The 21,744-nt window shown below is 68.1% G+C and carries 18 protein-coding genes; 13 read left to right on the forward strand and 5 right to left on the reverse strand.

Translation table 11 applies throughout. From position 1 onward, the window contains the following. Window positions 1-51 precede the first annotated feature (51 nt). From PSV00_RS01340 to PSV00_RS01350, 3 genes are read right to left on the reverse strand one after another with little or no spacing between them, the layout of a single operon-like run. Window positions 52-639 (reverse strand): RNA polymerase sigma factor, encoded by a 588-nt coding sequence (locus PSV00_RS01340; RefSeq protein ID WP_300443893.1) that lies wholly within the window; start codon window positions 637-639, stop codon window positions 52-54. Between the two features lie 8 nt (window positions 640-647). Beyond that, on the reverse strand, window positions 648-1,088 hold the full coding sequence (locus PSV00_RS01345) for a periplasmic heavy metal sensor (RefSeq protein ID WP_300443895.1): 441 nt from the start codon (window positions 1,086-1,088) through the stop codon (window positions 648-650). Beyond that, complete coding sequence (locus PSV00_RS01350; protein ID WP_300443898.1) at window positions 1,085-1,366, reverse strand: hypothetical protein; 282 nt, start codon at window positions 1,364-1,366, stop codon at window positions 1,085-1,087. The genes PSV00_RS01345 and PSV00_RS01350 overlap by 4 nt, the downstream gene beginning before the upstream one ends. A gap of 117 nt (window positions 1,367-1,483) precedes the next feature. Between PSV00_RS01350 and PSV00_RS01355 the strand changes: the two genes are divergently transcribed. The 9 genes from PSV00_RS01355 to PSV00_RS01395 all read left to right on the forward strand — a co-directional run bounded on the left by PSV00_RS01355 (window position 1,484) and on the right by PSV00_RS01395 (window position 11,227). Then, window positions 1,484-2,134: a DUF2231 domain-containing protein gene (locus PSV00_RS01355; protein WP_300443900.1), complete on the forward strand. Its 651-nt coding sequence runs from the start codon at window positions 1,484-1,486 to the stop codon at window positions 2,132-2,134. Between the two features lie 139 nt (window positions 2,135-2,273). Continuing rightward, window positions 2,274-2,744 carry a nuclear transport factor 2 family protein gene (locus PSV00_RS01360; RefSeq protein WP_300443901.1) on the forward strand — a complete coding sequence of 157 codons (471 nt, stop codon included), beginning with the start codon at window positions 2,274-2,276 and terminating at the stop codon, window positions 2,742-2,744. A gap of 50 nt (window positions 2,745-2,794) precedes the next feature. After that, window positions 2,795-3,259: a DUF411 domain-containing protein gene (locus PSV00_RS01365; RefSeq protein WP_300443904.1), complete on the forward strand. Its 465-nt coding sequence runs from the start codon at window positions 2,795-2,797 to the stop codon at window positions 3,257-3,259. A 12-nt stretch (window positions 3,260-3,271) separates the two neighbouring features. Beyond that, the gene (locus PSV00_RS01370) at window positions 3,272-4,000 is read left to right on the forward strand and encodes a PepSY domain-containing protein (protein WP_300443907.1); all 729 of its coding nucleotides are present in this window, start codon (window positions 3,272-3,274) and stop codon (window positions 3,998-4,000) included. A 424-nt stretch (window positions 4,001-4,424) separates the two neighbouring features. Next, a complete protein-coding gene (locus PSV00_RS01375) occupies window positions 4,425-4,847 on the forward strand; it encodes a hypothetical protein (protein WP_300443909.1) in 423 nt (140 codons plus the stop codon). Between the two features lie 98 nt (window positions 4,848-4,945). Continuing rightward, on the forward strand, window positions 4,946-6,217 hold the full coding sequence (locus PSV00_RS01380; protein WP_300443911.1) for a TolC family protein: 1,272 nt from the start codon (window positions 4,946-4,948) through the stop codon (window positions 6,215-6,217). Beyond that, window positions 6,214-7,707 carry an efflux RND transporter periplasmic adaptor subunit gene (locus tag PSV00_RS01385; protein WP_300443912.1) on the forward strand — a complete coding sequence of 498 codons (1,494 nt, stop codon included), beginning with the start codon at window positions 6,214-6,216 and terminating at the stop codon, window positions 7,705-7,707. Before PSV00_RS01380 ends, PSV00_RS01385 begins: the two co-directional genes overlap by 4 nt. Continuing rightward, window positions 7,704-10,853, forward strand: coding sequence for an efflux RND transporter permease subunit (locus PSV00_RS01390; protein ID WP_300443913.1), 3,150 nt, complete (start codon window positions 7,704-7,706; stop codon window positions 10,851-10,853). The genes PSV00_RS01385 and PSV00_RS01390 overlap by 4 nt, the downstream gene beginning before the upstream one ends. After that, on the forward strand, window positions 10,850-11,227 hold the full coding sequence (locus PSV00_RS01395; protein ID WP_300443915.1) for a copper-binding protein: 378 nt from the start codon (window positions 10,850-10,852) through the stop codon (window positions 11,225-11,227). The genes PSV00_RS01390 and PSV00_RS01395 overlap by 4 nt, the downstream gene beginning before the upstream one ends. A 159-nt stretch (window positions 11,228-11,386) precedes the next feature. Here the strand turns inward: PSV00_RS01395 and PSV00_RS01400 are convergent, their stop codons facing one another. Together PSV00_RS01400 and PSV00_RS01405 are read right to left on the reverse strand one after the other, a co-directional pair. Then, complete coding sequence (locus PSV00_RS01400; RefSeq protein WP_300443917.1) at window positions 11,387-12,712, reverse strand: APC family permease; 1,326 nt, start codon at window positions 12,710-12,712, stop codon at window positions 11,387-11,389. 17 nt (window positions 12,713-12,729) lie between these two features. Further along, a complete protein-coding gene (locus PSV00_RS01405) occupies window positions 12,730-13,185 on the reverse strand; it encodes a nuclear transport factor 2 family protein (RefSeq protein WP_300443920.1) in 456 nt (151 codons plus the stop codon). Window positions 13,186-13,569: 384 nt separating this feature from the next. Here PSV00_RS01405 and radC point away from each other — a divergent pair, with 384 nt between their 5' ends. The 4 genes from radC to PSV00_RS01425 all read left to right on the forward strand — a co-directional run bounded on the left by radC (window position 13,570) and on the right by PSV00_RS01425 (window position 21,703). Continuing rightward, window positions 13,570-14,274 (forward strand): DNA repair protein RadC, encoded by a 705-nt coding sequence (gene radC / locus PSV00_RS01410; RefSeq protein WP_300443922.1) that lies wholly within the window; start codon window positions 13,570-13,572, stop codon window positions 14,272-14,274. 7 nt (window positions 14,275-14,281) lie between these two features. Further along, window positions 14,282-15,175: a toprim domain-containing protein gene (locus PSV00_RS01415; protein WP_300443925.1), complete on the forward strand. Its 894-nt coding sequence runs from the start codon at window positions 14,282-14,284 to the stop codon at window positions 15,173-15,175. 60 nt (window positions 15,176-15,235) lie between these two features. Further along, entirely contained in the window at window positions 15,236-17,281 is a 2,046-nt protein-coding gene (locus PSV00_RS01420) for a chromosome partitioning protein ParB (protein ID WP_300443927.1), read from the forward strand. A 159-nt stretch (window positions 17,282-17,440) separates the two neighbouring features. After that, window positions 17,441-21,703 (forward strand): bifunctional class I SAM-dependent methyltransferase/DEAD/DEAH box helicase, encoded by a 4,263-nt coding sequence (locus PSV00_RS01425; RefSeq protein ID WP_300443929.1) that lies wholly within the window; start codon window positions 17,441-17,443, stop codon window positions 21,701-21,703. Window positions 21,704-21,744 lie beyond the last annotated feature (41 nt).

Raw genomic sequence — 21,744 nt, forward strand, 5'->3', positions numbered from 1 at the left:
CCACCCGAACGCCGCTTCTTTCTCGATGACCGGCACCCGGTCCCGTGCACGTCAGACCGATCCCTCGGAGAACGGCGGCCCGGCCACCGTCTCCCGCAAGGCATCGGACAGCTTGCGTCGCGCGCGGGCCACGCGGGTTTCCACTGTTTTTACGGAGATCCCGAGAATTCCCGCCGTCTCCGCCTGACTGCGTCCCTCGATCGCCGTGAGCAGAAGCGGTGCCTTGAGGTGCGGCGGCAGGCGGTACATTTCCTGGTTCAGCCGGAGCAGCCGGCCGGCGGTCTCCATCCGGTCATCCACCGGATCGCTCCCGTCCTGCACGGCCAGGGCCTCGGGTGCCGACAGATCGATGCCGCTACGGATCAGCCGCCGAACGAACCGGCGGCGGCTCCAGTCGCGGCATTTGTTAAGGGCGATGGTTCGAAGCCAGGCCTCGAAAGGGCGCGCGGGATCGTAGCGGCGAATGCTGATCCAGGCCGCGGCGTAGGTCTCCTGCAGGAGATCCCACGCCTCCTGTTCGTCGCCGACATAGCGACGGATGACCCGAAACAGGGCAGCCTTGGTCTGCCGCATCAGTTCGCTAAACGCCGCGCGCTCACCGTTGGCGGCGCGCGCTGAAAGATCGTCCGGATACTCCACCCGAACGGCTAGCGCCCGTCGGGCGCGAGGGCCGAAACGATACGCTCGTCGAAGACCTTCGCCTGGGCGGCGGTCAGCACGGACCGCATCTCGAAGACGTGTGTGATCGTCTCCTTCTGCAGCGCGCCCATCGCGTCATGAATGTGGTCGACGGCGGCCTGGACCTGGGGGCCGTCCCCGGCACCCTGCTCAATCGCCCGGGCGAGTTCCAGGTTCGCTGCCCTGACATTCGCTTCGAGCACTGGACGCCGCGCCGCGAACCTGACCTCGATCGCTTCAATCCGGCTGTGTTGCTCGGGCGAAAGCGTCAGATCGTCGTGAACGATGTCGTGAAGCGAGGGCGGCGCCCGGTTGCCCAGAACCCAACTGGCGCTGATCCATGTCCCGGTGCCGCCGGCCAGGGCAGCCAGCAAGGCAGTGACGACAATGGCCCGCCAGCCGCGCATCATCGAACCACATCCAGTCTCGCCAAGGGCACCAGGCTGGTATCGGCCGTGAAGATCGTCAGATCTCCCGCGGGTCTGGGTGCTGCGATCGCGCCGAACCCGCCCGCCGTCAAGCCGGTCGCCAGGGCCATGGCGACGGCACCCAGACGTAGCTGTGACACAAGCCGTTCGCCCCGAAGGATGTCGACCCGGCGCCAGACGAGCGGCTCGAGCCCCTCAAGCGCTGTATCGACGGGCGCGGCCGCCAGTCCTGTCAGAAGGTCATCCAGATTACGCGTCATCGAAACTCTCCTTCACGGCCCCTGATACCTACTACGCGTGCTTTCGCCGAATCCCTCGGGTGAGGGGGCCGCCCCTGTGCTGCGTAGTTAGCAGAAGAGATGGAAGAGGAGCGGGTCATGGGATTGCGGAAAATGTTGGCGGCGTTCGCCGTTCTGGTCGCCGTATCGGTCAGTGGGCCGGCCCTTGCCCATGAGGCCCACGATCCTCCAGCCGCAGTGTCCGTCGCCGCCGCGCCGATGGCGGACGGTCATGGATCGGACATGGCGGGGATGCCGGCCGTGTCGGCGGGCATGGATCACGGCGGCATATCGGCCGATGCTGCGCCCCGCACGATGTCCCAGCGTCTCGTCCGTTGGTTGGGAGCCATGCATCCCGCGGCCGTGCATTTTCCTATCGCCCTGTTCCTTGTGGCCGCCGTGCTCGAGATCGCCGCGTTGACCTTGCGTCGACCGGTCCTCACCCAGGGCACCCGGGTGATCATCGCCATGGCCGCGATTTCCGCCGTGGGCGCCGTGGTGCTCGGCTGGTTCGCCATGGGCCTGCCCGGATCCGATGACGTGACCCACACCTATCACCGCTGGCTTGGAACCTCGATCGCGGCGCTGGGCCTGTTGAGCTGGTGGGCCAAGGAGCATTGGGTCCGCAAGCCGGGCCGCAAGCGCGAACTGCTCTATATCGGCGCGCTGACGCTTACCGCGTCCGCCATTCTGGTGAATGCCCTGCTGGGGGGCATACTGACCCATGGCATGAAACACCTGATGTTCTGAGGAGGCAGACCAGCCTGTCCCCACCGGGCAGATCTTGAATCTCGTCCTTACCTGTTCATCGGCGGCCGGCATGTCCGCCGTCGGCGCGTCCGCCGCCTTTCGCCGATCCCACGTCCGGACGGCCACCCTGGAGATACCCATGAAAGCGCGCTCTATCTTCGCCGGACTGACGTTTGCCGCCGTCCTCGCCACCGCCGCCCAGGCACAGGTCACGGATGTGCAGCAGGTCCGCTCGGTCGTCACAGCCTACAAGGACGCCATCACCCGGATGGACGTGTCACAGACTCCGGCCCTGTTCTGGCCGGACTCGGAGATCTTCGAGAACGGCGGGGTCGAGGGGAGCTTCGCCTACTACCTCGAGCACCACCTGGGGCCGGAGTTCGACGATCTGGCGGGCTTCGAATTCCGCAATCATCAGATGACGGTGGAGGTCGACGGCGACACGGCCTTCGTCAGCGAAACCTATACCTATCACATCACCTTCAAGGACGCCGGGCGGGCCCCGATCGAGCGCCGCGGCGTCGCCACGAGCGTGTTGCGGAAACGCGATGACCAATGGCGTTTCGATGTCTATCACTCCTCGGCCCGACCCATTCGTCCGGCGGCCTGAGCGCAGGCTACCGGGCTCCCCTTGTCCTTGATCACTGGAAGAATGAGACGATGACGGAGCCGTTATCCCGCCGGGCCCTTCTGATCGTCGGGGTCAGCGCCGCGGTCACTGCGGCCTGTGCGCGGATCGCGCGTCCTTCGTCAGAACTCGCGGTCTACAAATCGCCCACCTGCGGCTGTTGCGGTGCCTGGGTCGAGCACATGACGGGCGCGGGGTTCCAGGTGCGGACAACCGAGGTGGCCGACCCCGGGGCGGTTCGCCTCGCCCGGGGCGTCCCCGACTCCCTGGCGGCCTGTCATACAGCCGTGATCGAAGGATTTGTCCTTGAGGGACATGTGCCCGCCGAGGACGTGCGCAGGCTGCTTATGGAGCGTCCCGACGCCCTCGGCCTCGCGGTGCCGGCCATGCCCTTGGGCTCGCCGGGGATGGAGATGCCCGACGGTCGGCGCGAAGCCTATGAGACCCTGCTGATCCTCGAGGGCGGCGGCACGCGCGTCTTCGCGCGCCACGTCTAGACGGAAGACCTCATGAAAGTCCTCAAGCTCTCGACCCAACTGCACAAATGGATCGCGCTGGTCGTCGGTCTCCAGGTCCTTTTCTGGGTCGGCGGCGGCCTGGTGATGGTGGCCCTTCCCATAGAGACGGTCCGCAGCGAGCACCGAGTCGCCGAACAGGCCGCCGTCCCGCTGGCGCTGGCCGGCCTGCCGTCGCTCGACGAGATTGCTCGGCAAGCCGGCGTAGCGCCCACTCAGGCGGACCTGCACACCACGCCGCGTGGTCCGGCCTGGACATTGAAACCGATGAGCGGCGAGCCGGTGATCGTCTCGGCGGTGACGGGGCGGCCGTTCGCGCCCATGTCGCGCGATGAGGCTACGGCCTTCGCGATACAGGCCTACCGGGGTGACGCGGCGGTGTCCGGGGTGTCGTTTCTAACGACCGCACCCGAGGAGACGGGCAAGATCGGGCCGCTGTGGCGGGTGGATTTCGCGGATGGCGAAAAGACCTCCTTCTATCTGTCGCCGGCCACGGCCGAGGTGGTGTCGCGTCGTTCCGGCGTCTGGCGTCTGTTCGACTTCTTCTGGCGTCTGCACGTTATGGACTGGGATGACGGCGAGGATTTCAACCACCCCCTGATCATCATCACCACGGCCCTGACCCTGAGCATCGTCGTCTCGGGGTTCATCCTGTTGTGGATACGGATCGCTCGGGACATCAAATCCTGGCGCGCCGTGAAACGGTCAACAAGGGGCGATTGATCGCAGCGTCCGGCTTCAGCTTGAGGCTGTTTGACCGCTTGCGGCCGGCCCGGGATATGCATCGACATGTCCATGGCGAAGACAGGCGCGAGAGACGCCATTACCGCGACGATGGCCAGGAGCGGAATAGGGGTTCCACGGTCAGGTCGCGCTTCAACTGGCCGTGGCGTTTTGCAGGACGGCCAGGTCACCGAGCGCCACACCAAGGTTGGCGGTTAGGGTTGCATCGATTCACGGTGGCCAGAGCCAAGGGGAGAACGACCATGAGCAGCTTGACCAGAAGCCGACATCCGAAGCTGGAGGGCGGGCTGGGACCGGGGCCACAATGCCCCTTCGCCGGTTCAGGAGCGGGTGTCTGCTCACAGGCCGGTTGCCGATCCGCAATCTGTTGCACCGGGTTCTTCATATCTGGTCCGGGGAGTTGATGATCATCAATCTGCGCAGCAATCGGCTTGTGCAGTCGCCGGCGAGGTGGGATTGTTTCGCCATGTGGAGCCTGCTGCGCATTGTGATCATCTCCCTGGCGTTCGTCGGCTTCCTCAGCCAGACGGAGGCGCGGGCGACTCCGTTTTCAGTTGAGTCCCTGGCACAGGATATGGCGCACTGCGCCGAGATGGTGGTGGGACCGACAGACGCCGCGCCGACCCACAAGCAGACCCCGTGCAGGGACATGACGTCGGACTGCATCGCCAAGATGGGCTGTACAATGGTCTCGCCGGTGTTTTCGAGCGAGCCGTCGCTGGACCGACCCGTTTCGGGTCCCTCGCCATCCTACGGCGGCGTGGCGGTCCGTCTGACCGAATTCGTCACAGCACCACCTCGCACCCCTCCAAAAACCGAAGCCTGATCCTGCCTTCGCAGGTCCGTATGGCGTCCTGGCACCGACGGACCTTTTCGAACAGCTGACCACCGCTCCTTTGGAGTGGGTGCGTCTGGAGCTTCATCGTGTTGAAATCCATAACCGGTCGGGCGCGTCCTGTCGCGCCGACCTGGGCCCGTGTGGCCCTGGTCAGCTGTGCGCTGGCCGCCGCGAGCGCCGCGCGTGCTGAACCCCTGACCTATACGCAGGCGCTCGCCCTGGCGCGTTCAGACGCTCCGGCCGTCCACGCCAGTGCCTTGGGGGTGGAGGCGGCAGAGGCCTCGGCCGAGGCGGCCGGACGGCTGCCGGACCCGCGGCTCAGCTTTGGCCTCGACGGCTTTCCGGTTTCGGGCTCCGCAGCCGGGCGGTTTGGCGAGATCGAGATGACCAAACTCCAGATCGGTGTGCAACAGGCCGTGCCCAGCCGCGCGCGGCGTCGCGCTGAACGCCGCATTGCCGATGCCGATATCGGTGTGGCTCGCGCACGGGAGGGCATCACCCTACGGGATGTCGAGGTCGCGACCGGCCAAGCCTGGATCGATCTGTTTTATGCCGAACAGCGACTGGTGGAGATGGACGATGTGCTCGCCGCCCTCGACCCGTTGTGGGAGGCAGCCCCGTCGGGCGTCGCCTCGGGCGCGAACCGACCGGCGCAGAGCCTGGGGCCAGTCGAACTGCGCGCCGCTCTGGATGACCGGCGTGACGGCTTGCGGGTCGACGTCGTTCGGGCGCGGGCGAACCTGTCCCGGTGGACGGGCGATCCGCTGCCAAGCGCCAGTGGATCGCCCCCGTCTATCGACCTTGAGCCCGACGTGTTCGACGTTGATCTCGCCCGGCTGCCGGCGCTGCGGGCCTATGGCGCTGTACAGGACCGGGCCGAGGCCGACCTCGATCTGGCGCGGGCAGCCCGCCGGCCTGACTGGGCGTTCGAGGCCGGCTATGCCCGCCGCGATCCGATGTTCGGCGATCTGATCTCCGTCGGTGCCAGTGTCAGCCTGCCCCTGTTCCAGGGCAGTCGTCAGGCACCGGTGATCGCGGCCCGCGCCGCCGACGCCCGACGGGTCTCCGCTGAGCGAGAGGCGGCGGAACGTGAGTGGACGGCGATTCTGCAGGCAGACCTGGCTGAATATGACGTCGCGCGGACCCGTTGGGTTCGGGCCCGCGACGTGGTCCTGCCCAATCTGCGGACGCGTGCCGATCTCGAAACCGCCAGCTACGGCGCGGGTCGCGCGGGGATCATGGAGGTGCTGGACGCCTTCACCGCCCTGGCCAATGGCCGGCTGGACGCCCTCGACAAGGAAGCCGATGTGGCGCGCCGCGCCGTCCGATTCACCCTGATTTATGGACAAGATCAATGATCCGGATTGAACGCAAGAATCTGAAGCTCGCGGCCGCGGCCGCCGGCCTGATCGTAATCGGCGGCGCGGCCGGTCTGGCGCTGGCGCGCTTCGGCCCTGGCAACGCCGATCCCGTCGCCGCCTCCGCGGGTGAGCGTGAGGTCCTGTACTGGTATGATCCGATGACCCCGGGTCAGAGGTTCGACAAACCGGGCAAGTCACCGTTCATGGACATGGAACTGTTGCCCCGATACGCCGACGAGGAGTCGGGCGCGGCGGCGGGCGTTCGCATCGATCCAGCCCTGGTCCAGAACCTGGGTGTCCGCTTCGCCACGGTTCGGTCCGGAACGCTCGACGGGGATCTGACCGCCAGCGCGGTGGTCGACTACAACGAGCGGGATGTCGCGATCGTGCAGGCGCGGGCCAGCGGCTTTGTCCAGCGGGTCTATGCGCGCGCGCCCGGTGACGTGATCGCTGCCGGCGTTCCGCTGGCCGATCTGCTGGTTCCGGACTGGGGCGGTGCCCAGATCGAATATCTCGCGGTCCGTGGCACGGACGATGCCGCACTGATCCTGGCGGCGCGCCAACGGCTGGTTCTGTTGGGTATGCCGGAGTCCCTGATCGTCGCGGTCGAGCGAACCGGTCGCCCGCGCACCACGGTGACCATGACCAGTCCCATCAGTGGTGCCATCCGCACCCTGGGCGTGCGTGCCGGCATGAGTGTACCCGCGGGCCTGACCCTGGCCGAGATCAACGGTCTGTCGACCGTGTGGCTCAACGCGGCGGTGCCAGAAGCTCTGGCCGGTCAACTCCGGGTCGGTCGGTCGGTCGACGTTTCCCTGGCCGCCTTCCCCGGGGAACGGATGACGGGTCGATTGACCGCCCTGCTGCCCGAGGTCACCGGCGACAGCCGGACCCTGACCGCGCGGGTCGAGCTGCGGAACCCGGGCGGTCGCCTGCGCCCCGGCATGTACGGACAGATCACGTTCGGCGGGTCCTCGACACCGGCCCTGCTGGTGCCTTCGGAGGCGGTGATCCGCACCGGCCAGCGCAACCTCGTCATGCTCGCCATGGAGGGTGGGCGTTATCAACCGGCCGAGGTCCGGGTCGGGCGCGAGGCCGGCGGACAGACGGAAATCCTCGCTGGACTGCGTGACGGCGAGCGTGTCGTCGCCTCGGGCCAGTTCCTGTTCGACTCGGAGGCCAGCCTGTCCGGGGTCACCGCGCGTAGCCTGGCGCAGGCCGCGGCGCCGTCGGCGACGACGGCTCCAGCGCCGGCCCAGATCTACCGGACAAGCGGCCGGGTTCAGGCCATCGACGGGCGTTCGATTACCCTGGCGCACGGGCCTGTGCCCGCGCTGCAATGGCCGGCCATGACGATGACCTTTACTGTGGCGGACGCGGTGCCTCTGGCCGGCATCTCCGCGGGAAGTCAGGTCGATTTCGGGTTCGACATGGTCGACGGCAAGGCCACGATCCGCAGTCTGACCCGGCGGGAGGCGGGTCGATGATCGCCGCCATCATCCGCGCCTCGGTCAAGGGGCGATTCCTCGTCCTGCTCGCGGCGCTGGCGCTGGTCGCCGGCGGCCTCTGGGCCGTGCGCCACACACCGGTCGACGCCTTGCCGGATCTGTCGGACGTGCAGGTCATCATCCGTACCTCCTATCCCGGCCAGGCGCCGCAGATCGTCGAGAACCAGGTCACCTATCCGCTGGCGACCACCATGCTGTCGGTGCCCGGAGCCCGCACGGTGCGCGGCTATTCCTTCTTCGGCGACAGCTATGTCTATGTGTTGTTCGAGGACGGCACCGACCTCTACTGGGCGCGTTCCCGGGTGCTGGAATATCTCAGCCAGGTCCAGGACCGCCTGCCCGACACCGCCCGCCCGGCCCTGGGGCCGGACGCCACCGGGGTCGGTTGGGTCTATGAATATGCGCTCGTCGATCGCACGGGTCAGCATGATCTGTCGCAGCTGCGCAGCCTGCAGGACTGGTTCCTGCGCTATGAACTGAAGACGGTCCCGGGCGTGGCCGAGGTCGCCAGTATCGGCGGCATGGTGCGCCAGTATCAGGTGGTGCTCGATCCCGCCAAACTGGCCGGTTACGGCGTGACCCACCAGCAGGTGGTGGCGGCGATCCGGCAGGGCAATGGCGAGGCCGGCGGCTCCGTTCTGGAACTGGCCGAGACTGAATATATCGTCCGTGCCAACGGTTATCTGACCACGTTGGATGACTTCCGCGCGGTGCCGATCCGCACGGCCGCCGGCGGGGTGCCGGTTCAGCTGGGCGATGTGGCCACGATCCAGATCGGCCCGGAAATGCGTCGCGGCATCGCCGAGTTGAACGGCGAGGGGGAAGTGGCCGGCGGGGTGGTGATCCTGCGGTCGGGCGAAAATGCCCAGGCCGTGATCACCGCGGTGCGCGAACGGCTCGAAACGCTCAAGGCGGGGCTTCCGGCCGGGGTCGAGGTGGTGACCGTTTATGATCGCTCGCACCTGATCGATCGCGCGATCGAAAACCTCAGCACAAAATTGCTTGAGGAGTTCTTCGTCGTCGCCCTGGTTTGCGGCCTGTTCCTCTGGCACGCGCGCTCGGCCCTGGTCGCCATCATCACCCTGCCGCTGGGGGTGCTCGCGGCCTTCATCCTGATGCGCATACAGGGCGTCAACGCCAACATCATGTCGCTGGGCGGCATCGCGATCGCCGTCGGGGCCATGGTCGATGCTGCCGTGGTCATGATCGAGAACGCGCACAAACATATCGAGCGATGGGAGCACGACCATCCCGATGAACGGCTGGCCGGTGAGGCCCGCTGGCGGGTGATTACCGAGGCGGCGGCGGAGGTGGGGCCGGCGCTATTTCTGAGCCTGGTGATCATCACCCTGTCGTTCATTCCGGTCTTTACGCTGCAGGCCCAGGAGGGGCGGCTGTTCGCGCCGCTGGCCTTCACCAAGAGCTACGCCATGGCGGCGGCGGCGATCCTGTCGATCACCCTGGTGCCGGTCCTGATGGGCTATCTGATCCGCGGGCGCATTCCGGCCGAGCAGACCAATCCGATCAACCGCTGGCTGACCCATATCTACCGTCCACCGCTCGACTGGGTCCTGCGTCGCCCGCGCGCGACCCTGTTGATCGCCCTGGTCGTGTTCGCCAGCTCGGCCTGGCCGATCAGCCAGCTGGGCGGCGAGTTCATGCCACCGATGGATGAGGGCGACCTGCTCTATATGCCATCGGCCCTGCCGGGCCTGTCGGCGGCCAAGGCGTCCGAACTTCTGCAACAGACGGACCGGATGATCCGCACCGTGCCCGAAGTCGAGACTGTGTTCGGCAAGGCCGGTCGCGCGGATACGGCGACCGATCCTGCGCCGCTGGTGATGTTCGAAACGATCATCCGCTTCAAGCCGCGTGACCAGTGGCGGCCCGGCATGACGCCGGACAAGCTGATCGAGGAACTGGATGCGGCAGTGCGTGTGCCCGGCCTGGCCAATGTCTGGGTGCCGCCGATCCGCAACCGTATCGACATGCTGGCCACCGGCATCAAGAGCCCGATCGGGGTCAAGGTGTCCGGTGCCGATCTTCAGGCCCTCGACCGGATCGCCGCCCAGGTCGCCGAGGTGGCCAAGACCGTCCCGGGCGTCAGCTCGGCCCTGGCCGAACGGCTGACGGGGGGGCGCTATGTCAATGTCGACATCGATCGACAGGCGGCCGGGCGCTTCGGCCTGAATATCGCGGACGTTCAGAGCATCGTCTCCGGGGCCGTCGGGGGTGAGACCATTGGCCAGACGGTCGAGGGTCTGGCCCGCTATCCGATCAGTGTCCGTTATCCCCGCGAGATGCGTGACAGCCTGGCGGAGCTTCGCGCCCTGCCGGTTCTGACGCCATCGGGCCAGCAGATCACCCTCGGGACGGTCGCGACCCTTCAGGTCGCGGATGGTCCGCCAATGCTGAAATCCGAGAACGGGCGCCCCACTACCTGGGTCTATATCGATGTTCGCGGCCGCGATCTGGCCTCGGTCGTCGGCGATCTGCAGCAGGCGGTGGCCGATCAGGTCCAGCTGACCCCGGGGGTGACCATCGCCTACTCCGGGCAGTTCGAATATCTGACCCGCGCGGCCGAGCGCTTGAAGATTGTGGTTCCGGCGACCCTGCTGATCATCTTCTTCCTGCTGTATCTGACCTTCGGACGCTTCGACGAGGCGGCCCTGATCATGGCCACCCTGCCGTTCGCCCTGACCGGTGGGGTGTGGCTGCTGTATCTGCTGGGCTATCACCAGTCGGTCGCCACCGGCGTCGGCTTCATCGCCCTGGCCGGGCTGTCGGCCGAGTTCGGGGTGGTCATGCTGATCTATCTGAAGACCGCGCTCAACGAGCGGGGACCGAACCCGGAACCGGCGGCGGTCGAGACCGCCGTCCGCGAGGGTGCCCTGTTGCGGGTGCGACCCAAGGCCATGACCGTGGCGGTGATCCTTGCCGGTCTGTTCCCCATCCTGATCGGCCACGGGGCCGGTTCAGAGGTGATGAGCCGCATTGCCGCCCCGGTTATCGGCGGCATGCTGACGGCACCTTTGCTGTCCATGCTCGTTATCCCTGCAGGCTATCTGCTGCTGCGGCGTCGCAGACGCCGCGTCCTGACATCGACCCAAGGAGAAACACCATGAACCATGCCCTGATCCTGTCGGCCGTCGCCGCCCTCGGCCTGAGCGCTTGCGGCCAGCCCGAAACAGCGCCTGCGGCCGATCCGACGTCCGCTTCTGAAATGCCGATGGCGTCGAACATGTCCGGCATGCCGATGGAGGGCCGTCAGGCCGCCATGATGGGAGCCGGCTCAGGCGTGATTACGGCGGTCGACGCCTCGGCCGGCACCGTCACCATCGATCATGGCGCGATCCCGGCCGTGGATTGGCCCGCCATGGCCATGACCTTCACCGCGCCGGCGGCTGTGCTGGCGGACGCCAGGGTTGGAGACCGGGTCGCCTTTGAAGTCTCGGTCCACGACGGGGTCAATGAGGTCACCGCCTTGCGCCCGCAATAGTCGGGCACCCGACGGACGCCAGCCGCAGCAGGATCGCGGGCCTGCCAGGCAACCAGAACCGCCGGGCGCACAGGTTCGGCTGTCAGGGTTGGCGTCAGCGCTCGAACCCTTGTTCCCCGCGCCTTGGGTCGGTCGCCTAAGCCATCGCCCGGTCCGGTCTCAGTGATCGGGTGCCGTCTGCGGTGCCAACCAGCGTGACAGATACATCCGTTCAAAGGCGAAGACCGCAGCGATGGCGACGCCTGCATAGAGTACAATGGTTGGATCGCTTTTCAGCTTCATGGCCGTGAAGGCCGCAAGCACCACGGCATCGAACGCAAGCGCAGCCAGGATCACGGCCCCTGTGGCACCGACCTCCTTGCGGCGGAAACGAAACACGCCCCAGTGCACGGTCATGTCCATGACCAGATAGAAAAAGGCCCCCAGTGAGGCGATCCGGCCGAGGTCAAAAAAGATCGCCAGGATCGAGGCGATGACCACGGTGTAGACCAATGTGTGACGTTGAATGTTGCTGGGCATGCCGAAATGCCGATGCGGGATCATCTTCATCTCGGTCAGCATCGCCAGCATGCGCGACACCGCGAAGACGCTGGCCAGCACACCGGAAGCCGTCGCGACCGCAGCCAGAACGACCGTCAGATAGAATCCCGCCTGGCCGAGCGCCGGTCGGGCCGCTTCCGCTAGGGAATAGTCCCGGGCGGCGACGATCTGGTCGATGGTCAGGCTCGATCCCACGCCGAAGGCCACGAGCAGATAAACGAGGACACAGAGCGCGATCGAAATCATGATCGCCCGGCCGACATTTTTGTGCGGGTCAGTGACCTCGGCTCCGCTGTTGGTGATGGTGGTGAAGCCCTTGAAGGCAAGGATCGCCAGCGCCATCGATGCGATGAAGCCCACCGGCGTCGCGTCCGGCATGGTCTCCGATGCCGCGGCGAACTGGAAGCCGCTGGCCCAGAGGGCGGTGATGCCGAACAGCGCGATGCCGCCGACCTTGATGGCCGCCATGACCAACGAGAAGCGTCCGACCGACTGGTTGCCTGCGATGTTGACGAGGAAGGCGAACATGATCACGGCGACGGCGAGGATCGGCACCAGTGGACCGCCGGCAATATCGAAGGGCCGCAGGACATAGGTGGCGAAGGTCCGGGCCACGAGGCTCTCGGCGATGATCATGCTGAGCGCCATCAACAGCGCCGCGCCGGCGGCGACCGCGCCTGGGCCGTAGCATTTCTGCAGGATCATCCCGATTCCGCCCGCCGAGGGCCAGGCGTTCGACATCTTCACGTAGCTGTAGGCACTGAAACTGGTGACGATCGCGCCCGCGATGAAGGCGAGTGGAAAGAGCGGCCCGGCCAGCTGCGCGACCTGGCCCGTCAGAGCGAAGATGCCGGCCCCTATCATCACGCCGGTGCCCATCGCCACCGCCCCGCCCAGGGTGATCGAGCCCTTTCGGTATCCGCTGTCCTTATGATCGTGCTGCATATCGCCCCCTGTCGGCATCAACGGGCCGCGTGAGAGGACCAATGGATGTGCGTGATCCGCCAGCCATCGGCCTCGCGCCGGAGAACCATCGTCTCAACCGTGAGGCTATCGACCGGCCGGCCGTTAAACGCACCGGTCGTCCGGCTCTCGCTGGCGACCCAGGCGCTGTCGCCATCGGCGCGCGCCACGCGCCGGGAGCGGATGCCCGGCACCGCGGCGGAGAAGGCCGCGTCGGCGGCCAGATGATGCTCGGCATATTCGTCTCTGGATCGCTCCGCGTCACCGCTCTCGAAAATCAGGACGTCCTCGGCCAGCAAGGCGAGGGTGCCTTCCGTGTCTCCGTGTTCGAGCGCGGTATGGAAGGCGTCCACGACGCGGGCGGCCTCGACCGCCTCTTCCTGGACGTCGTCGATGGCGTGTCCCGCTACCCTCGGAACGGGATCGTGCGCCAGCGCCGGAGCGCCCGCGATCATCGAGAGGGTCAAGACAAGGGCGAATAGCGCTCTGACGGTAATCATGATCGTAACCTCGCCGTTTCGGGAGTGCAGGCCCCTACTCTTCGACGCCTTTGGCTCAAGAGGCAATCGAGGGTTCCCACGGCGGACGTCGCGCAGCCCGGATGGCGGTGGCCACGATCACTCTCGTCCGAGGAAGGCCTTGGCTGGGGTGAGGGCGGGCACCCGCCAGCGTCAGCGTTTGCGGCGTCTGACACAGCGGGACTGCGGTGCTGATCGCGAGCCGTGTCATCTCCCGGGGCGTGGCCCCCGTGAGCGAGCGGACTCGCCGAAAGTCCGCGCTGGAGGGAAAGGAAGGCGGGACGGCGGGTGCTCCATGGTGGAGCGGAGAAGGAGATCGCCATGAGACCGACCCCGACCCGGGCCTGGGGCCCGGACCCGCACAGTCGCTCGCCGGTGCCGCCGGCCGTCGTTCACGCGGCCCTCGATGATCAGGCCCTTCTGGGTTTGATGTTGAGACGGGCGGTTCACGGGGGCGACGGTGAATCCGGCAACATAACGGATCGGCTCGCCGCAGCCCTGCTGGAGCGGTTCGCGGGACTGGGTGCTATCGTCGCCGCCGAACCCGGTGAACTGGCGCGCGCGCCCGGCCTCGATCCGGTCGCCCTGTCCGATCTCAAGCTTCTGCGTGAACTGGCGATCCGTCTGGCGCGCGATGAAACCTGCCGTCGCCCCGTGATCGCCTCCTGGACGGCGCTCGTCGCCTATGTCCGGACGGCGCTTGCGCATGAGCCCCGCGAACAGTTCAGGACCCTGTTTCTGGACCGGCGCAACAACCTGCTCCGGGACGAACTGGTCGCGCACGGCACCGTGGACCACGCCCCGGTCTATCCCCGCGAAGTGGTTCGCCGCGCCCTTGAGCTTTCGGCCTCGGCCCTGATCCTGGTCCACAATCATCCTTCCGGCGATCCGACGCCGTCGCAGGCTGACATCGAGATGACGCGCCAGATCGTGGAGGCGGCGCGGGTCTTCAATCTCCAGGTCCATGACCATCTGGTTGTCGGCCGGGAAGGAACGGCCAGTTTCAAGGCCCTGGGCCTGATCTGAGACGGCCATGACCTTGCACCGCATCGTCGCCGCCCTGGGCGGCGACCTCTATGCCAATGGGCTGCGGGCCAATGTCCGGGCCCCCGGACATAGTGTCCGGGACCGTTCGGTTTCGCTGGTGTTGACGGATGAGCGGGTCGTCATTCACGTGTTCGGCGGGTCGGATTGGCGGACCGTTCGGGATCGTCTGCGGGACCTGGGTCTGATCGATGACGCCGGACGTTTGAGCGGTGGCGGTCGAACGGTGTCGGCGGCACCGCGTCCGGACTCCGGTGTTCGTCTCCGGACCGCTGCAGATCTCTGGGCCGGCTGTCGCCCCATCCACACAGGCGACGCCGCGGATCGCCACCTGCGTCTTCGCGCCGTTCAGGGTGTTGGCGACGCCCGGAGCCTGGCATTCCATCCGCAGGCACCGGTTTCTGTCTATCGCCCGCGCGGACGCGGCCGTCCGGCGCTTGTCGCACGGATCAGTGATGAAACAGACCGCCTGACGGCGGTTGAACTGACCTATCTCGATATGAACGGCCATGTTGCCTCGGGTATCCGGCTGACGCGCAAGACGGTCGGTCAGGTACCGACAGGAGCCGCGGTTCGTCTGGCCCCGGCCGCCCCGGAAATGCTCGTCGCGGAGGGGATCGTGACGACCCTGTCCGCGATGGATCGGTTCCAGCTTCCGGGCTGGTCCCTGATGGCCGCCAACAACCTCGCCGGCTGGACACCCCCGGCGACCGTGCATCGCCTGCTGATCGCGGCCGACCGCGGGGCCGCCGGCGAACGGGCGGCGGCGCGGCTTGGACGCCGCGTTGCGGCCCTCGGTGTCGCGGTCCGGATACAGTGTCCCGACCCGCCGTTCGGGGACTGGAACGAGGTGGCCGTCGCCGCGGCCAAAGGGAAGGAGTGAGGGAGCGGACGGGTGCCGGAGCGGCGGGGATGGTCCTCCAAGCCCGGCGGGAGAGCCCTCATGACCGACCTTGTTGTTGATACGACTCCGGCTGCGATCCCCGATCGCGACGAGCGTACCGTGCGTCTCGGTGACATCGGCATCGCGCACGAGAATCTGCGCTTCAACGAGCCGCCGGATGACGACATCCCGACCCTGGCCGCCACATTGAAGGCCGCCGGCCAGCTGCAGCGCCTCACCGTCCGGCCCGGGCGGGGCAGGAAGGAGCAGCCCTGGATGGCGCTGGACGGGCGTCGCCGGCGACTGGCCCTGGGTCTGTTGCTGGACGCGGGCGAGATCGACGCGGATTATCCCGTCACCGTCTATGTCGAAACGGATCCGGCTCGCCAGGCGGCGGCCGTCCTGCTCACCAACACCGCCGTGCCCGTCCATGTCGCCGACATCATCGCCGCCATCGGCCGGATGCTGAAATCAAAGCTGACCGTGTCCGTGATCGCCCGGGCCCTGGGCTACGCCGAGATCGACATCAAACGCCTGGCCGCCCTTGCCGGACTCCCCGCCGCTGCCCTTTCGGCGCTGAAGGCCGGGCGGATGACCCTCAAACAGGCCAGGCTGCTGGCCCGTCTGCCAGACACCGCCGAACAGGCCGAGCTCGCGGAAGCGGCGCTTGACGGCCATGGATTCCAGGACTGGCGGATCACCGAACGGCTCGACGAAGGGCGTGTCACCGGCCGGGACCGGCGCTGCGCCCTTGTCGATCCGGTCCGCTATGCCGAGGCGGGCGGGCGCACAGAGACGGATCTGTTCGGAGAGCGGGCACCCGTATTGCTCGATCCGGAGATACTGACCGATCTTTGGATGCGGCGGGCGCGCGCCATCGCCGCCGTATTCGAGGCCGACGGGATCGCGGTGCATGTCACCGCCGGACCCGAACCGGACCTCCCGGACGACCTTGAGGCGCTGGGCTATGTCTACGGCGGCCAGCTCCCGGCCGACGACATGGCGCGCTACCGGGCCCAGCGGGAGGTGTTCAACGCGCGAGCGGACGCGGTCCGGCAGACCCTGGCCGAGGCCTGCGACCCTGAGGCCGTTGACGCCGCGATCGTCGACATGATCCGCGCGCGGGTGACGGCGGACCAGACGGGGTGCGGCGGGCGGGTGGTGACAACCATGGTGATGTGGCCCGCCGCCGGCACGGGCGTCGATGTGCGTTGTTATACGCCCGAGGAACCGGAGATGGAGGACGCCGGATTGCCCGACGGCGATCTATCCGACCGGGTGTCGGCTCCGCCGGTCTATGTCGCTCCGGAGGCCCCGGCACCCGAGCCCGATACCGACGGGGTCAACCATGCCCTGCACACCGTACGCACCGACGTGGCCACGCGCGGCCTGGTCCGCGCCCTGGCCGATGATCCGGGCGCGGCGCTGACGGCCCTGGTCGCGCGCCTGTTCACCCTCCTGGTTCTGCGCGCCCATGTGACGCGCTCCGACTCAGCCCTGGCCATCCTCGCCACCGGCTTCGATCCGGTGGACGGGCGGGTGATCGAGGCCCTGGACGGCGAGGTGCGCCAGCGGCTCGACGACCGTCGCGCGGCCTGGCAGGCGTCGGGTGCGACGGTCATCGCCTGGGTCCATGCCCTGCCGCACGGCGAGAAGATGGGACTGCTGGCCGAACTGACCGCGATCAGTCTCGACGTGCGCGAGACGCGCACGAGCCTGATCCGGCGCAGCGCCCGGATGGAGGCGGCGGAGCTGGCCGCCCTGTGCGCGGCGGACATCACCCTCCACTGGACGCCGGACGTGGCGTTCCTTCAGGCCCACTCCAAATCGCTGCTGCTGGGGATGCTCGAGAGCATGGGTGCCGATGATGAGCGGGCGCGGTCCCTGAAGAAGACCGAACTGGTCGACTGGGTCGCCGAACAGGCCGCGTCGCGGATCTGGGCACCGGCGGGCCTCTCCTGGACGGGTCCGTTGCCGAACGAGGATCAGGTGACGACGGACGAAGACATCGGCGTGGACGACCCCGCCCTTGATGACGATGACGGCACCGGGGCCTTCACCGTCACTCCGGCGGGCGAGGCCGCGCTCGGATCCGCCGCCGCCTGACCACCGATCCGTTTCGAGGACGCCGCCCCGGTTCGCGCCGGGGCGGCGTTGTCGTGTCCGGAAGCTGGTCCGGGGAAAGGCGAGGGAAGGGCGGGCGGGGATGAGCCTGCGGGACCGGGAGGGAGGTGCCCTCCGCTCCAGGCTGTCGGAGTTGATCCCATGTCCTTGACCCCCACCCTGTCCCTGTTCGATGACCCGGCCACCGGTGACGCCGCCGCCAATATCCTCGCCGCCGCCCGGGCGCTGGCGGCCCATCTGGCGCGATCATGTCCGCTCGACCGCCGGCTGGTGGCCGCCGTCATGACCACCACATTCGGCGCGTCCGACGCGGAGGGGGCCTGGTCCTGGCGTGACGCCTATGACGCGATCGAGGCGGCGACGGTCCTGCAGGTCCGGCGTCTGGCACCCCAGGTCGGACGTCTGGAAGATGCGCCGGCGGAGATCGCCGCCCTTCTGGCGGCCGTTTCGGCGTTGGGACTGACCCAGACCCGACGCAGCGAGGCGCAGGTCGCGCTGGATCAGTTCTCCACCCCGCCGCATCTGGCCGCGCTCGCGGTCCTGGCCGCCCGGGTCCGTCCCGGAGACCGAATCCTGGAGCCGTCGGCCGGCACCGGTCTGCTCGCCGCGGTCGCCGAGGCCTGCGGCGGACATATGAGCCTGAACGAAATCGCGCCGGGGCGCGCCGATCTGCTTGACGGTCTGTTCCCCGACGCCGACCGGACCCGCCATGACGGACGCCATATCCATGACCTGTCCACGGGCGCGGGCGGGTTCGACGTGGTGGTGTGCAATCCGCCTTTCTCGGATCTCGGCGACCATCTGTCAGCGGCCTTCAAGGCCCTGGCCGACCATGGCCGGTTGGCCGCGATCGTCCCCCTGACCGCCCTGGAGGACGCCGGCCTGCTTCGCCGCTTCGGTGAGCCGGGACGCGCCGTGGGACGCATCGCCCTTCCACCTCATGCCTTCGCAAAACACGGGACCTCGGTGGAGACGGGCCTGCTGGTGATCGACCGGACCGAGGGCGACGCCGCCGCGGTGCCGCTTCAGAGACCTGACGATCTGCAGGACGCGGCGCGGAGGATCGGAGCGCTTGCGCCAAGGGTCGGTGCCAGACCGCGGACGCGCCTGCCTGTGGCGACCGCCGCCCTGCTGGGGCCGCGCGCGCGGGGCCTGGCCCTGCCCTCGGGCCGCCTGGCCTTCCTCGCGGGGGCGGCGCCCCTGGCCTATGATGTGCAGACCTGGACCGGCGAGGGGCGCGATGTCGGGCTCTACCAGGCCCACGCCCTGGGGCGGATCATCCTGCCCGCGCCGCGTCCGCATCCGTCGCCCCTGGTCGAGTCCGGGCCCATGGCGTCGGTGGCCCCGCCGGCACCGACCTATCGACCGGTTCTGCCGCCGGCCATCCGTGACGAGGGGCGGATCTCGGACGCCCAGACCGAGATGGTGATCCATGCCGGGGAGGCGCACGCCGCGCATCTGCCCGGATGGTGGCGGCCGGATCAGGTCCCGCACCAGATGGTGCTTGTCTCCGGGGACCGGGCGGACGCCGTCCGGCTGCGACGCGGCTTCTTTCTCGGCGACGGCACGGGATGCGGCAAGGGTCGCCAGATCGCGGCCGTCATCGCCGACAATATGTGCCAGGGACGGGTCCGGGCGCTGTGGCTGTCCCGAAACGACGCCTTGCTCGAGGATGCGCGGCGCGACTGGGCCGCGATCGGCGGAAGCGCCCACGACATCGTGCCGCTGTCGAGCTGGAAACAGGGGGACGCCATCCGGCTCGACCGGGGCGTCCTGTTCGCCACCTACGCCACGCTGCGCCAGCCGGCCCGGGGTGACCGCCAATCCCGGCTCGACCAGATCATCGCCTGGCTGGGCGCGGACTTCGACGGCGTCATCGCCTTCGACGAGGCCCATGCGATGGCCAACGCCGCCGGCGGGGGCAAGGGCGCGCGGGGAGCGAAGAAGGCTTCGCTTCAGGGCATGGCCGGCCTGGCTCTGCAGAACCGGGCGCCGGACGCGCGGGTTCTCTATGTCTCGGCGACCGGTGCCACCACCGCCGAGAACCTCGCCTATGCCGCGCGCCTCGGTCTGTGGGGCGGACCGGAGGCCCCCTTCATATCGCGGGCGGATTTTCTGGAGGCCATGGACCGGGGCGGGGTCGCGGCGATGGAGCTGGTGGCACGCGAACTCAAGGCGCTGGGGCTCTATGTGGCGCGCAGCCTGTCGTTCGAGGGGGTCGAATACGAGCCGCTCGTCCATCCCCTGACCCCCGACGACATCGCCGTCTGGGACGCCTGGGCCGACGCCTTCCAGCTGATCCACGCCAATCTCGGCGAGGCCCTGAAGGCGGTCGGCGTCAATGACGACGAGGGGAAGGCCAGGAGCGGCCAGGCCGCCTCGGCCGCCCACTCCGCCTTCGAGGGCGCCAAGCTGCGCTTCTTCGGTCACCTGCTCGCCGGCCTCAAGGCGCCGAGCCTGGTCGCCGCCATCCGCGATGACCTCGCCTCGGATCGCTCCGCTGTGGTCCAGATCGTCTCGACCAATGAGGCGGTGATGGAGCGCAGACTTTCGTCCATTCCGCCGGAGGAATGGAACAACCTCTCCATCGACCTCACCCCGCGCGAATATGTTCTCGACTATCTGCGTGAGGCCTTTCCGGTCCATCTGATGGAGGCGATCGAGGACAGGGACGGCAACGTCACCATGGTCCCCGTCATGGACGGCGGCCGGCCCGCGGTCAGTCAGGAAGCCCTCGCCCGTCGCCAGGTCCTGATCGAGCGAATGGCCTGTCTGCCCGCCGTGCCGGGCGTGCTCGATGCCCTGCTGGACGCCTTCGGCACCGACGCCGTCGCCGAGATTACGGGGCGGTCGCGGCGGGTGGTCGTGCGTGACGGCCGACGCATCGTCGAACGGCGCGGCGCCGCGGCGGCCCGCGCCGAAACGGACGCCTTCATGGAGGGGCGCAAGCGGGTGCTGATCTTCTCCGACGCCGGAGGCACCGGACGCAGCTATCATTCGGACCTGGCGGCGGCGAACCGGCAGCGCCGGGTCCATTATCTGGTTGAACCGGGCTGGCGCGCGGACGCCGCCATTCAGGGTCTCGGCCGCAGCCACCGTACCCACCAGGCCTCGGCCCCGCTGTTCCGGCCGGTCACGACCGACATCCAGGGCGAGAAGCGCTTCACCTCGACCATAGCGCGCCGGCTGGACACACTCGGTGCCCTGACGCGCGGCGAGCGCCGGACGGCCGGCGCGGGCCTGTTCCGGGCGGAGGACAATCTGGAGAGCCCGTGGGCGCGCAGGGCCCTTCTCGTCTTCTACGGTGCCCTGGCCTTCGGTGAGCTCGCCTCGATGACGCTCGAGACCTTCATGACCAGGACGGGGCTCAAACTGCTCGATGCGGACGGCGGCCTCAAACCCTCCGACGACCTGCCGCCGATCCACACCTTCCTGAACCGGCTGCTGGCGCTGCGGATCGCCGACCAGAACGCCCTGTTCGAGGATTTCGATCGCATCCTCTCGGGCATCCTCGAGCGCGCGGCCGCGTCAGGTGATCTGGACCGGGGCCTTGAGGACATCGAGGCCGGGGAACTGGAGGTTCTGGACCAGGAAACCATACGGACCGACGTCTCGACGGGGGCCGAGACCGCCCTGGTGACCTTTTCGCTCAGGGTTCGTCGAGACATCCTGCGCTCTGACGACGCGTTGGCCCGGGCCGCCGACATCGCTCATCAGCTGGTCGTGAACGCAAAATCCGGACGGGCGGCGATCGCTGAGCTGGGCCTGACCACCGCCACGGACGAAGACCGGCTCGTGGCGGCCGTCCGTCTGATCCGGCCCGATGGACGCCAGACCCTGTCGGAGAAGACGTTCGAGGAATCCGCCTGGAAGCCGGCGGTGATCGACGAATGGCGCCGGGTCTGGGATGAGGAGGTCGCGGGAACCGATCCCTGGCTGAGGCGTGAGCTCACGCTGGCGACCGGCCTGCTGCTGCCGATCTGGGGCCGGTTGCCGGCGCGCGGGTGTTCGGTGCGTCGGGTTCGGGCGCCCGACGGCCGACGCTGGCTAGGGCGGGTCCTGGACGAGACCCAGGCCCGGGCGCTCAAGGCGAGCCTGGGCCTCGGCGACATCGGCGACGCCTGGGCGGACGGCGCCAGGACCGCCGCCAGCCTCCTCGACAGCCGCGTCCAGCTCTGCCTGGACGGTGGCCTTTGGTTGAAACGGGCCCGGGTGATGGATCGCTGGCGGATTGAAGTGGTCGGGGGCCGGACCGATCGCGACGCCCTGGTCGCACTCGGGTGCTTCGTGGAGATCATCGCCTTCACGCCCAGGGTCTTCATCCCGGTCGACCGGCCCCGCGTCCTGGAAGCCGTGTTGCGTCGCCATCCGGTGCAGTCGGTCCTTGACGGCGCGGCGGCCTGAGATCGGCCGAACGGGGCGAAGGCCCCGTCCGGTCAGGAGGG

Origin of the sequence: Brevundimonas sp., assembly GCF_029945885.1 — a bacterium.
Lineage (GTDB): Bacteria > Pseudomonadota > Alphaproteobacteria > Caulobacterales > Caulobacteraceae > Brevundimonas.

Bases quoted from the DNA above. Each gene is read 5' to 3' on its own strand.
- PSV00_RS01390 (WP_300443913.1), top strand. From the start codon at position 7,704: ATGATCGCCGCCATCATCCGCGCCTCGGTCAAGGGGCGATTCCTCGTC.
- PSV00_RS01415 (WP_300443925.1), top strand. From the start codon at position 14,282: ATGACCTTGCACCGCATCGTCGCCGCCCTGGGCGGCGACCTCTATGCC.
- PSV00_RS01365 (WP_300443904.1), top strand. From the start codon at position 2,795: ATGACGGAGCCGTTATCCCGCCGGGCCCTTCTGATCGTCGGGGTCAGC.
- PSV00_RS01400 (WP_300443917.1), bottom strand. From the start codon at position 12,712: ATGCAGCACGATCATAAGGACAGCGGATACCGAAAGGGCTCGATCACC.
- PSV00_RS01425 (WP_300443929.1), top strand. From the start codon at position 17,441: ATGTCCTTGACCCCCACCCTGTCCCTGTTCGATGACCCGGCCACCGGT.
- PSV00_RS01385 (WP_300443912.1), top strand. From the start codon at position 6,214: ATGATCCGGATTGAACGCAAGAATCTGAAGCTCGCGGCCGCGGCCGCC.
- PSV00_RS01375 (WP_300443909.1), top strand. From the start codon at position 4,425: ATGATCATCAATCTGCGCAGCAATCGGCTTGTGCAGTCGCCGGCGAGG.
- PSV00_RS01355 (WP_300443900.1), top strand. From the start codon at position 1,484: ATGGGATTGCGGAAAATGTTGGCGGCGTTCGCCGTTCTGGTCGCCGTA.
- PSV00_RS01395 (WP_300443915.1), top strand. From the start codon at position 10,850: ATGAACCATGCCCTGATCCTGTCGGCCGTCGCCGCCCTCGGCCTGAGC.
- PSV00_RS01350 (WP_300443898.1), bottom strand. From the start codon at position 1,366: ATGACGCGTAATCTGGATGACCTTCTGACAGGACTGGCGGCCGCGCCC.
- PSV00_RS01370 (WP_300443907.1), top strand. From the start codon at position 3,272: ATGAAAGTCCTCAAGCTCTCGACCCAACTGCACAAATGGATCGCGCTG.
- radC (WP_300443922.1), top strand. From the start codon at position 13,570: ATGAGACCGACCCCGACCCGGGCCTGGGGCCCGGACCCGCACAGTCGC.
- PSV00_RS01360 (WP_300443901.1), top strand. From the start codon at position 2,274: ATGAAAGCGCGCTCTATCTTCGCCGGACTGACGTTTGCCGCCGTCCTC.
- PSV00_RS01345 (WP_300443895.1), bottom strand. From the start codon at position 1,088: ATGATGCGCGGCTGGCGGGCCATTGTCGTCACTGCCTTGCTGGCTGCC.
- PSV00_RS01420 (WP_300443927.1), top strand. From the start codon at position 15,236: ATGACCGACCTTGTTGTTGATACGACTCCGGCTGCGATCCCCGATCGC.
- PSV00_RS01405 (WP_300443920.1), bottom strand. From the start codon at position 13,185: ATGATCGCGGGCGCTCCGGCGCTGGCGCACGATCCCGTTCCGAGGGTA.